Origin of the sequence: Streptomyces sp. NPDC006739, from assembly GCF_042869815.1 — a bacterium.
GTDB lineage: Bacteria > Actinomycetota > Actinomycetes > Streptomycetales > Streptomycetaceae > Streptomyces.
The window spans coordinates 311,881-322,271 of sequence record NZ_JBIAGM010000010.1 but is presented as its reverse complement, the minus strand read 5'-3'; the positions used below and the strand labels follow the sequence as shown (position 1 = coordinate 322,271).

Here is a 10,391-nt window from a genome sequence, read left to right as displayed (position 1 = left end):
TCAGCCACGTGATCATTGTGGCTGTCCCGTACCACCCGGCGTAGCAACCGTGCGAAGTCTCATGACAGGGCGAACGTTGCCTGATACGGCACTAGGTACACGACGCGGCGTCAGGCGTACGGGTCGAACGGGATGCCGCTCGGCTCGGCCTTGTCGAGGTGGTCGTCGAACTTGGAGTCCTGCAGCGGGAAGTTCGCGCTGCCCCAGTCGGACGCGTTCAGGATGTCGCGCAGGCCGGGCGCCATGTTCTCCCAGCTCACCAGGTTCTCCTGGTGCCAGGCACCGGTGTCGTTCTCCGCCGTCTCGCCCCACTTGGCGAAGCGGAAGGCGTGGGTGCTCGCGCCGTCCTTGTGGTAGACGGCCTGCACGCGCTGACCGTCCATCGGGACGTCGGCGATCGGGTGCGTGCTGAAGCCGCCGTGCCGGGAGGCCGACAGGTACGACGGTGTGGCCGCGCCCTGCTCGACCCAGACGACCATGCACTCCCAGTCGTGACGGTGGCCGATGCCCGGGGAGGCCTCGTCCTTCTCGAAGTAGCTGGCGTAGATGATCCCGCACCAGCCGTTGTTGCACTTGGCCCGCGAGTAGGTGTTGGCCTTGCCGAGGTGGCCGCCGCGGCACTCGCCGGTGACCGAACCGGTCGGCTTGAGGCCGCCGTTGAGGTTGCCGCTCGGGTCGATCGCCGCGGCCGGGTAGCAGCTGTCCGAGTCGTAGTCGTAGACCGGCTCGAAGTTCTTCTGGAACGCGGTGGCGTTCTCGGGCAGGTTCTGCAGCACACCCGCGGAGGCGGTGCCGGTCAGGCCGACGGCGAGGGCGGCGGCGCTGCCGGCGACGCCGACGGCTCGGGCGAGACGGCGGGTCCGGGCGCTGGTGACTGCTCGGGGCATGGGTGGGGCTCCAGTTCGACGGTCCACGGGCTGTTCCGGACATGACATCCGGCTGCGGAACGAAGACTGGCAAGTCGAGAGTTCAGTGGAAAGGCCTTTCCCTGAACTGGTGGCGGCATTTCACCGAACTGGTCGGGTGCGGCCCCCGAGAGTCGCACCCGGAGGTCTACGATCCCGACGGAGCGGCGTGCCGGTGCAGCAGGGCCAGGTAGCGGCGGGCGAAGAGGTAGGCGTCCCCGGGCCAGCGCGCGGACAGGTAGTCGCCGTCCTCCACCACGAAGGCGTGCGTGTCGTCGTCGGCCGTGCCGCGCCGGGTCAGGGTGCGGGGCCCGCGTTCGAAGTGTGCGTCCGGGTCGGCGAGGGCGGCCCGCACCTCGTCCTCGACGTACGCGGGATAGGTGCGGTAGTAGCGGCCCAGCCGCCAGGCGGTCGTCCAGTAGGCCGTGCGTTCCATGTACTTGGGCAGGCAGGTGGTACGGCGCCCGGTCAGGACGCTGCGGCCGGTGGCGGGGTCCTGGGCGCGGGCCAGGACGAGCACGCCGTGACAGATCGCGCCGACCGGCCGGCCGAGTGCGCAGAACCGGGCGACCTGTTCCCGCAGCACGGCCGAGCCCAGGTACTGGCGCATGCCGGGCGCGTGCCCGCCCGGCAGCAGCAGCCCGTCGAAACCGGTGACGTCCACCTCCGCCCAGCCGGCCGTGCCGGTGAACTCCGGCGCGGCGGTGAGCTGTCGGTACCACCGCCTGGCCTCGTCGGCCGCGCCCAGTTGCCCGAACAGCACGCCGGTGAGCAGCCGCGGGTCCGCGGCGGGCCGGGTGCCCGCCTGCTCGGTGGCGAACACGACCTCGTGTCCGGCGTCGGTGAGCAGCCGCCACGGCACGGCCACCTCGGTCACGTCGAAGTCCCGGTCGGGGACGGGCATGAGCACGCGCATGGGGTCATGATGGCAGCCGGTCCAGGTGTCCATGACAGCGCCCGCCGTCGTGGGGGTTGGGGTCAGGCGGAGGCCGCCGCCATCCGCCCCACGCCCTCCTCCAGCACCTCCGGTGACGTGGCCAGGTTCAGCCGGGCGTGGCCCGCTCCCCCGGTGCCGAAGGGGAGACCGGAGTTCAGGGCGACCCGGCCGCGGTCGAGGAAGACCTGGGCGGGGTCGTCGCCGAGGCCGAGGGCCCGGCAGTCGAGCCAGGCCAGATAGGTGGCCTCGGCCGGGTGGAGGCGGACGGCGGGCAGGTGCTCGGCCAGCAGGGCGGTGAGCAGGTGCCGGTTGTCCTCGAGGCCGGCCAGCAGGGCGTCCAGCCAGCCGGTGCCGTCGCGCAGCGCGGCGGTGTGGGCGAGGACGCCGACGTGGCTGGGGCCGTGGCTCACTTCCTCCGGCAGCCGGGCGAGGTCGGCGGCGGAGGCCGGTCCGGCGATGGCCAGCGCGGCCTTGAGACCGGCCAGGTTCCAGGCCTTGGACGCCGACATCAGCGACAGGCCGCTCTCGCCGCCCGGCACGGCGAGGTAGGGCGTGAAGCGGACGCCCGGGGCGACGAGCGGGGCGTGGATCTCGTCGGCGACGACGCGCACACCGTACCGGTCGGCGAGGGCCGCGACGGCGGCCAGCTCCTCGGCGGTGTGCACGGTGCCGGTCGGGTTGTGCGGGCTGCACAGCAGGAACGCGGCACGCCGGCCGCCCGCGACCGCGTCGGCGAAGGCCCGCTCCAGCACGTCCGGGTCCAGGCGCCACCCGGGGCCGAGCGGGGCCTCGACCACCCGCCGGCCCAGGTGCTCGACGAACTGGTAGAACGGCGGGTACACCGGCGGGTTGACGATCACCGGGTCCCCGGGGCCGGTGACCAGTTTGAGCATCTCGACCACCCCGAGCATCACGTCGGGCACGATCGCGGTGCGCTCCACGGCGAGGCCGGGCCAGTCCCAGCGCTCGGCGGCGAAGGCGGCGAGGGCCTCGGCGTAGGCGGTGCCCGCGGGATAGCCGGTGTCGCCGAGGTCCAGCGCCTCGGTGACGGCGCGCACCACGGCGGGGGCGAGCGGCACGTCCATCTCGGCCACCCACAGCGGCAGCACGTCCTCGGGGTAGGTGCGCCACTTCATGCTCGTACGACATCGCAGGCGCTCCGGGGTCAGGACGCGCAGCGGGTTCGGTTCACCGGGTGTGTCGTGCGGGATCCTGGTCATGGGCCCACGATAGGGGGGCGCGGTGACCGGGGACGGGGCCGAGGCCGCGGGTCGCCCGCGGCGACGCGCGGGTGCGGACCGCGGGGCCGGTGGCGGAATGCCCGGCTCCGGCGGCGGAGATCAACCAGGGCGTCTAGATTGCGTGATGAACACCTGTAGATCGCGTGGTGGACACCCGCGTCTCCCGCACCCGGCAACTCCCCTCAGGCATCCAGGAGCTGACTCCGTGACCGACAACCCGGCAGCCACGAACGACGTCGCCGTGTCACTGCGCGCCCGGATCGACACCGGCCGGCCGCACACGGCCCGGATCTGGAACTACTGGCTCGGCGGCAAGGACAACTACGAGGTGGACCGGGCGGCCGGTGACCAGATCCGCCGACTGCACCCGGGCATCGGCGAGTACGCGCGCGCGGACCGGCTGTTCCTCGGCCGGGCGGTACGGCACCTGGTCAGGGACGTCGGCATCCGGCAGTTCCTGGACATCGGCACCGGGCTGCCCACCGCGGCCAACACGCACGAGGTGGCCCAGGCTCTGGCCCCGGACGCCCGGATCGTGTACGTCGACAACGACCCGCTCGTCCTCGCGCACGCGCGGGCCCTGCTCACCAGCACGCCCGAGGGCCGTACCGACTACCTCGACGAGGACCTGCGCAACGTGGACGCGATCCTCGAACACGCCGCGCGCACACTGGACTTCAGCGAGCCGGTGGCGCTGATGCTGCTCGGGGTGGTCATCTTCGTCGGCGACGAGGAGGACCCGTACGGGCTGGTACGGCGACTGACCGACCGTCTGCCGTCCGGCAGCCACCTCGTGCTGTCGCACACCATCACCAGCCCGTCGATGCCGGACGTGGACGAGGCGGTCGGCTTCTGGAACGAGCACGGCACTCCCCGGCTGACCCAGCGCACCCCCGAGGAGGTCGCCCGCTTCTTCGACGGTCTGGAACTGCTGGAGCCGGGTGTGGTGTCCTGCTCGCGCTGGCGCCCGGAGCACGACAACGGGGCCGAGCCGGAGGAGGTCGCCATGTTCGGCGGGGTGGCCCGCAGGAAGTGAGAAGATCACCGGCGTGGTGAACGCCGTCGGGTCCGGCCACGTAAGGAGGGAAGGGCGCTCGACGACAGGAGGGCCCCGCGGTGTCGTACCGCGCGTTCGGGGTTCGGGAGCCATGCATGAGGCACGCACGACGACGGGTCGTCCGGCGAGTGACACAGCTGGCGGCGGTCGGCGGACTCCTTCTGGGAGGCGCGATGGTCACACAGGCCATGGCGAGCGAGACTCCCGGGACGTCGGCCGTCCCGTTCAGTTCGGCGCGGGGCGCCGAGAACACGGGCACCGCCCTGGTGGCGAAGCTCGGCACCGCCCGTACGGCGGGCAGTTGGATCGGCGCGGACGGCCGGCCGGTCGTCGCGGTGACCGACGCCGGGGCCGCGCGGGTGGTGAAGGCGGCGGGCGCCGAGGCGAAGGTCGTCCCGCACAGCATGAACGAGCTGAAGTCGGCGGCCGGCACGCTGCGTTCGGCCCCTCGCGTGGCCGGCACGGCATGGTCGCTGGACTACAGGACCAACCAGGTGGTGGTGCAGGCCGACAGCACGGTCTCGGCCGCCGACTGGTCCAGGATGAGCCGGGTCGCCGCGCACATCGGCACCTTCGTGCGCATGGAGCGCGCTCAGGGGAAGTTCACCACGCGGCTGAACGGGGCCCAGCCGATCCTGTCGACCGGCGGACGCTGTTCGGCCGGGTTCAACGTGCGCGGCGCTCAAAGCGACTTCATCCTGACGGCCGGGCACTGCGGTCCGGCCAACACCGTCTGGTTCGCGAACAACCAGGGCGACCAGCAGCTGGGCAAGACCGTGAGCAGCACCTTCCCCGGCAACGACTTCTCGCTGATCCAGTACAACTCGGGCAAGGCCGGGGACGGCGCGGACGTGGTCGCCATCGGCAACGGCAACGGCGTGCGGATCACCGGCGCGGCCGATCCGACGGTCGGGGAGCGGGTGTTCCGCAGCGGCAGCACCAGCGGACTGCACGACGGGCAGGTGACCGGGCTGAACGCGACGGTGAACTACCCCGAGGGGACGGTCACCGGCCTCATCCAGACCAATGTGTGCGCGGAGCCGGGCGACAGCGGCGGCCCCATGTTCTCGAACGGCATCGCGCTGGGGGTGACCTCGGGCGGCAGCGGTGACTGCACCACGGGCGGGACGACGTTCTTCCAGCCGGTGACCAAGGCGATGGCCGCGCTGGGCGTCCAGCTGATCGTGTCGGCGCAGAACGCGAACGGCGGGCAGAGCGCCGCGCCCTCCACCGCGCCGTCGGCGGCGGCCACGCAGAGCGCCGTCGCGCCGAACGCCGCCTCTCCGGGGTCGTCGGCGCCGGCCACCGGCTCCGTGCAGGGCACGACGCTGCTGGCCCGGCTCACGGACACGCGGAACGTGGGTCCCGGTCTGCTGGTGATCGCGGGGAGTCTGATCGCGCTGGTCGCCACGCGCTACATCCGCGCGGAGCAGGACCGCAAGGCCTACCAGCGGTATTACTCGACCACGTGGGGCTGAGTACTCGACTACGCGGGGCGAGGGGAACTGCGGGGCCGGGGGCCGGACGGATCAGGCCGCCCGGTCCGACTGCGGGGCCGCGGTGGCCCACTCCATCACGAGGCGCTGGTACTCCGCGCGCTGCTCGGTGGTCAGTGTCCCGCCCGACCGGCGCCACAGGGCGCGGATCTCCTCGTTGACCTCCGCAGCCGATCGCTCGGAGGCGGCTTCAAGAGTGGTGGACATGGTGTGAAGCATATGCCGATCGCCGTGAAGACACCGTGAGTAAGTACGACCGAATACGGACATTTCAGACCGTGTTACTCATCACGTCCATGTGTCAACGGCAGGCGGGGGTTCATTCCCCGGCGGTGCCGAGCACCAGCACCTGAACGGCCAGGACGGCCGCGCCGCGCGCCCAGTCGTGGAAGTCGGAGACCTTGGCCTCCAGGGCGACCGGGGAGGCCTGCGGGTGCCGGTGCGCGCGGACCGTCTCGTTCACCGTGACGCCCGCCACGTCCATCAGGCCGACCCCCTCACCGGCGAGCAGGATCTTCTGCGGCATCGCGAAGTTGGCGATCTGCGCGACCAGCCTGCCCAGGGCCCGCGCCGCCTCGCCGATCACCCGGGCGGCCATGGGTTCACCGGCGGCGGCGCCGGCCAGGATCTCCTCGTACGTCGCGTCACGGCCGGTGGCGGCCCGGACCTGGTAGCGGATGCTGGGGATGGTGAGCAGGGACACGGCGCTGCCGCGTTCGCCGTTCGGGGTCAGCGGTCCGTTCGGGTCGAGGATCCAGTGGTGGCCGAAGCCGCGGTCCTCCCCCGCGTACGGCACCCGACGGCCGCCCAGTACCAGCCCGTGGCCGATCCCGGCGCCGATGGTCAGGACGACGAACCGCTCCAGCCCCCGGCCGGCCCCGAACCAGCTCTCGGCCTCGACCAGGGCGGCGACGTCGTTCTCCACGACCGCGGGCAGCCCGGTGCGCTCCCGGACCAGCTCCGCCAGTGGCACGTCACGCCAGAGCAGGAAGGGCGAGTCCCCGACCACCGCGCGCTCGCGCACCAGTCCGCCCACGCCGATGCCCGCGGGCGCGGGACGGCGAGCGGCGAGTTCGGCGGCCATCCGGGCGATCAGGTCGACGACCTCGGCGGGTTCGCGGCCGTCGAGCGGCCGGTCGAGGCGGTCGGTGATGTCGCCGCGCAGGGGGGTGACGACGCCGTAGACCATATCGGCGGTGATCTTGAAGCCGAGGAAGGAGCGGGACTCGGCGACGACGTCGAGCGGCTGCGAGGGGCGCCCCTGACGGGACCGGTCCGCGTCGCCGGTCCCGGGGGCCTCGACGAGCAGTCCGGACTCGATCAGCGGCTTGGTGAGCCGGGTGAGGCTGCCCTGGGAGTTCGACCACCTGCACAACGGACACGAGGGCAGCCACCACTTCCTGGTGGACGACTTCGTCACCGCCGTGAACACGCGCACCCTGCCGTCGGTGAACGCGTGGGTGGCCGCCCGCTACACCCTGCCGGGCATCGTCGCGCACGAGTCCGCTCGGCAGGGCGGGGCCAGGCTTCCGATCCCGGACTTCGGGGACGCGCCGGAGGCCTGAGGGGGGCGGCGGCCCCGCCGGCCGGCGGGCCGGCCGGGGGTCAGGTGCCCGGCTTGCGGCCGTAGACGAAGACGTCGTCACCCGTCCTCAGCAGCGACCAGTACTTCGCGGCGGTGGCCGGGGTCATATTGACGCAGCCGTGCGAGCCCGGCGGGTTCCACATGCTGAGGTTCACCGAGTGGAAGGCCTGGCCGCCGTCGAAGAACTGGCTGTAGGGCATCGGCACGTTGTAGACGGTCGAGACGTGGTGGAGGTCCCGCCAGTAGATCTTCTTCAGCCCGGTGCGGGTCACGAAGCCCTTGCGGCCGGTGCGCACCGGTACCGGCCCGTAGACCAGCCGGTTGCCGTCCTGGACCCAGCTGAGCTGGAGCGTGAGGTTCACACAGGCGATACGGCCCTTGTTCACCGGGCACTTGCCGTCCCGGTCGGGGTTGCTCCCCACGGCCTTCTGCTTGTTCATCAGGTCCATCACGCCCCAGGTGACGGAACCGGCGTAGCCGATCGCGGGCGTGATGCCGTGCTTGTTCTGGAAGGCCTGGATGGCCCTGCAGTCGGCGCTGGACTGCCTGCCGTCGACCGGGCGGCCGAGGAACTTCTCCACCTGCTTCTGGTACGGCCCCGCCTGCGTCGTACAGCTCGCGGCCTGGGCCGGTGCCGTCGTCAGCGCGAGGGTGAGCGGCGTCACCAGGCCGGTGATGCCGAGCGCGACGACACCGCGTCTGCGTATGTTCCCCATGTCGTGCCCCTCCCCTTCTCTTCTCCCACCGCGATTCCCGTGTTCGCGCAGTGCTAGACCTGTGGGCGGGCAGCGCGGTTGTAGAGGTGGCCAGGCTGTGACGAAACGGTGAAGTTCGGCACCCCGCGCCGCCGCGGGTAGCGTGCGCACATGTCCGCGTTCATTCAGCAACTCCCCGCCCTCATCGGTGTCGTGATCGGCGCCCTCGGTTCGTATCTGGCGGTGGTCAGGGGTGATCAGGTCCGGTTCCGGCGGGAGCGCGCGACGCGCTGGGAGGAGCGGCGGTTCGCGGTGTACGCCGACTACGCGCGGACGCTGAAGGCATCGGTGACGCTGACGTACCGGCTGGCCGCCCACTACGGCAACGACCCGCATCCGCATCCCCTGTCGCCCGAGGAGGCGGAGCCTCTGCTGGCCGAGGCCGCCGTCGCCCGGGACCCGTCCGGGGAGGCGCTGATCCTGCTGGGCAGCCCGGCGGTGGTGGAGGAGGCCCGGACCTGGGTCGTGACGGTGATGACGATGGAACGGTTCCTGCGGGAGGAACGCCAGGACCCCGGGGCGTGGCAGGAACTGCTGGAGCGGCAGCGCGCCGGCCGTGAGGGCTACTACGCGGCCGTACGGGAGGATCTGGCGCTGCCGCCCGGTCACTCGGCGCGCTGGGCGCTGCCCGAGGCGTGAGGCACCGGTGGCCGGTCGGGGACCGGCCGCCGGCCTGCGGCACCTCAGTGACCCCGGGCGATCCACTCCTCCAGGTGGGGCGCCTCGGCGCCGATGGTGGTCGGGTCGCCGTGGCCGGTGAGGACCTTCGTCCCGGGCGGGAGGGTGAGCAGACGGTTGCGGATGGAGTCGATGATCGTCGGGAAGTGGGAGTAGGAGCGGCCGGTGGCGCCGGGGCCGCCCTGGAAGAGGGTGTCGCCGGTGAAGACGGTCCCGAGTCCGGGGTCGTACAGGCACACGGCGCCGGGTGCGTGGCCCGGGGTGTGCAGCACGGTCAGGTCGGCGCCGGCCGCCTCGATGACCTGTCCGTCGGCGAGGTGCGCGTCGGGCTCGCGGTTCGGGTGGGTCAGCTTCCACAGCGGCAGGTCGTCGGGGTGCAGCCAGATGGTGGCACCGGTCAGGTCGGCGAGCGCGGGGGCGGCGTCGATGTGGTCGTTGTGGGCGTGGGTGCACACGATCGCGGTCAGGCGGCGGTCGCCGACGGCCCGGGCGATCGCCTCGGCGTCATGGGCGGCGTCGACGACGATCGCCTCGTGGTCGTCACCGACGATCCACACGTTGTTGTCGACGTCCCAGGTGCCGCCGTCGAGGGTGAACTGCCCGGAGGTGACGAGGCGTTCGATGCGCGCGGCCATCACAGCACCACCACCGAGCGCAGCACGTCGCCGTGGTGCATACGCTCGAACGCCTGCTCCACCTCGTCGAGTCGGATGGTCTCGCTGACGAACGCGTCCAGGTCCAGCCGGCCCTGCAGATGCAGGTCGATCAGCATGGGGAAGTCCCGGGAGGGCAGACAGTCGCCGTACCACGAGGACTTCAGGGCGCCGCCCCGGCCGAAGACGTCCAGCAGGGGCAGTTCCAGCTTCATCTCGGGGGTGGGCACCCCGACCAGGACGACCGTGCCGGCCAGGTCGCGGGCGTAGAAGGCCTGCTGGTACGTCTCCGGGCGGCCGACCGCCTCGATCACCACGTCCGCGCCGAACCCGCCGGTCAGCTCGCGGATGGCTTCGACCGGGTCGCTCTTCGTGGAGTTGACCGTGTGCGTGGCGCCCAGGGTGCGTGCCTTCTCCAGCTTCCGGTCGTCGATGTCCACCGCGATGATCTTCGCCGCGCCGGCCAGGTTCGACCCGGCGACGGCCGCGTCACCGACGCCGCCGCAGCCGATCACGGCGACCGTGTCACCGCGTCCCACGCCGCCGGTGTTGATCGCCGCCCCGAGGCCCGCCATCACCCCGCACCCGAGCAACCCGGCCACCGCCGGTGACACCGACGGGTCGACCTTGGTGCACTGCCCGGCCGCCACCAGCGTCTTCTCCGCGAACGCGCCGATCCCGAGGGCCGGGGACAGCTCGGTGCCGTCGGTCAGGGACATCTTCTGCCGGGCATTGTGCGTGTTGAAGCAGTACCACGGCCTCCCCCGCAGACACGCCCGGCAACTCCCGCACACCGCACGCCAGTTGAGGATAACGAAGTCACCGGGTGCCACATCGGTGACACCCTCGCCGACCGATTCCACCACCCCCGCCGCCTCATGCCCGAGCAGGAAGGGGAACTCGTCGTTGATACCGCCCTGCCTGTAGTGCAGATCGGTGTGACACACCCCGCAGGCCTGGACACGTACGACGGCTTCGCCCGGCCCGGGATCCGGCACCACGATCGTCTCCACCCGCACGGGCTCGCCCTTGCCCGGTGCGATCACGCCGCGTACTTCCTGCGCCATGGCCTGGCCCCTCTCCT

Annotated in this window: 11 protein-coding genes and 1 pseudogene; 4 read left to right on the top strand and 8 right to left on the bottom strand. The window is 71.9% G+C overall.

What is annotated here, in order from left to right:
- Positions 1-110 precede the first annotated feature (110 nt).
- The 3 genes from ACFYMM_RS21985 to ACFYMM_RS21975 all read right to left on the bottom strand — a co-directional run bounded on the left by ACFYMM_RS21985 (position 111) and on the right by ACFYMM_RS21975 (position 3,062).
- A complete protein-coding gene (locus tag ACFYMM_RS21985; protein WP_388389047.1) occupies positions 111-887 on the bottom strand; it encodes an NPP1 family protein in 777 nt (258 codons plus the stop codon).
- 166 nt (positions 888-1,053) lie between these two features.
- Positions 1,054-1,821: a type 1 glutamine amidotransferase domain-containing protein gene (locus ACFYMM_RS21980; protein WP_388389045.1), complete on the bottom strand. Its 768-nt coding sequence runs from the start codon at positions 1,819-1,821 to the stop codon at positions 1,054-1,056.
- A gap of 62 nt (positions 1,822-1,883) precedes the next feature.
- Positions 1,884-3,062: a MalY/PatB family protein gene (locus ACFYMM_RS21975; protein WP_388389043.1), complete on the bottom strand. Its 1,179-nt coding sequence runs from the start codon at positions 3,060-3,062 to the stop codon at positions 1,884-1,886.
- A gap of 226 nt (positions 3,063-3,288) precedes the next feature.
- Here ACFYMM_RS21975 and ACFYMM_RS21970 point away from each other — a divergent pair, with 226 nt between their 5' ends.
- Together ACFYMM_RS21970 and ACFYMM_RS21965 are read left to right on the top strand one after the other, a co-directional pair.
- Positions 3,289-4,119, top strand: coding sequence for an SAM-dependent methyltransferase (locus ACFYMM_RS21970; RefSeq protein ID WP_388389041.1), 831 nt, complete (start codon positions 3,289-3,291; stop codon positions 4,117-4,119).
- A 116-nt stretch (positions 4,120-4,235) separates the two neighbouring features.
- Complete coding sequence (locus ACFYMM_RS21965; protein ID WP_388389039.1) at positions 4,236-5,618, top strand: S1 family peptidase; 1,383 nt, start codon at positions 4,236-4,238, stop codon at positions 5,616-5,618.
- A 51-nt stretch (positions 5,619-5,669) separates the two neighbouring features.
- Here the strand turns inward: ACFYMM_RS21965 and ACFYMM_RS21960 are convergent, their stop codons facing one another.
- Positions 5,670-5,855, bottom strand: coding sequence for a hypothetical protein (locus ACFYMM_RS21960; protein ID WP_388389037.1), 186 nt, complete (start codon positions 5,853-5,855; stop codon positions 5,670-5,672).
- A 100-nt stretch (positions 5,856-5,955) separates the two neighbouring features.
- Positions 5,956-7,011 (bottom strand): ROK family protein, encoded by a 1,056-nt coding sequence (locus ACFYMM_RS21955; RefSeq protein ID WP_388389035.1) that lies wholly within the window; start codon positions 7,009-7,011, stop codon positions 5,956-5,958.
- On the opposite strand from ACFYMM_RS21955, the pseudogene ACFYMM_RS21950 reads away from it, so the two are divergent.
- Positions 6,974-7,201: pseudogene (locus ACFYMM_RS21950) on the top strand (gfo/Idh/MocA family oxidoreductase); the annotation flags it as partial. The gene ACFYMM_RS21955 and the pseudogene ACFYMM_RS21950 overlap by 38 nt on opposite strands.
- Before the next feature lie 40 nt (positions 7,202-7,241).
- Here ACFYMM_RS21950 and ACFYMM_RS21945 read toward each other — a convergent pair.
- On the bottom strand, positions 7,242-7,937 hold the full coding sequence (locus ACFYMM_RS21945) for a L,D-transpeptidase (protein ID WP_388389032.1): 696 nt from the start codon (positions 7,935-7,937) through the stop codon (positions 7,242-7,244).
- Between the two features lie 150 nt (positions 7,938-8,087).
- Between ACFYMM_RS21945 and ACFYMM_RS21940 the strand changes: the two genes are divergently transcribed.
- Positions 8,088-8,615 carry a hypothetical protein gene (locus ACFYMM_RS21940; protein WP_388389029.1) on the top strand — a complete coding sequence of 176 codons (528 nt, stop codon included), beginning with the start codon at positions 8,088-8,090 and terminating at the stop codon, positions 8,613-8,615.
- A 44-nt stretch (positions 8,616-8,659) separates the two neighbouring features.
- Here ACFYMM_RS21940 and ACFYMM_RS21935 read toward each other — a convergent pair whose 3' ends face one another.
- Together ACFYMM_RS21935 and ACFYMM_RS21930 are read right to left on the bottom strand one after the other, a co-directional pair.
- Positions 8,660-9,289, bottom strand: a complete 630-nt coding sequence (locus tag ACFYMM_RS21935) for an MBL fold metallo-hydrolase (RefSeq protein WP_388389027.1) — start codon at positions 9,287-9,289, stop codon at positions 8,660-8,662.
- Entirely contained in the window at positions 9,289-10,374 is a 1,086-nt protein-coding gene (locus ACFYMM_RS21930; RefSeq protein WP_388389025.1) for an S-(hydroxymethyl)mycothiol dehydrogenase, read from the bottom strand. The genes ACFYMM_RS21935 and ACFYMM_RS21930 overlap by 1 nt, the downstream gene beginning before the upstream one ends.
- Between the last annotated feature and the right edge of the window lie 17 nt (positions 10,375-10,391).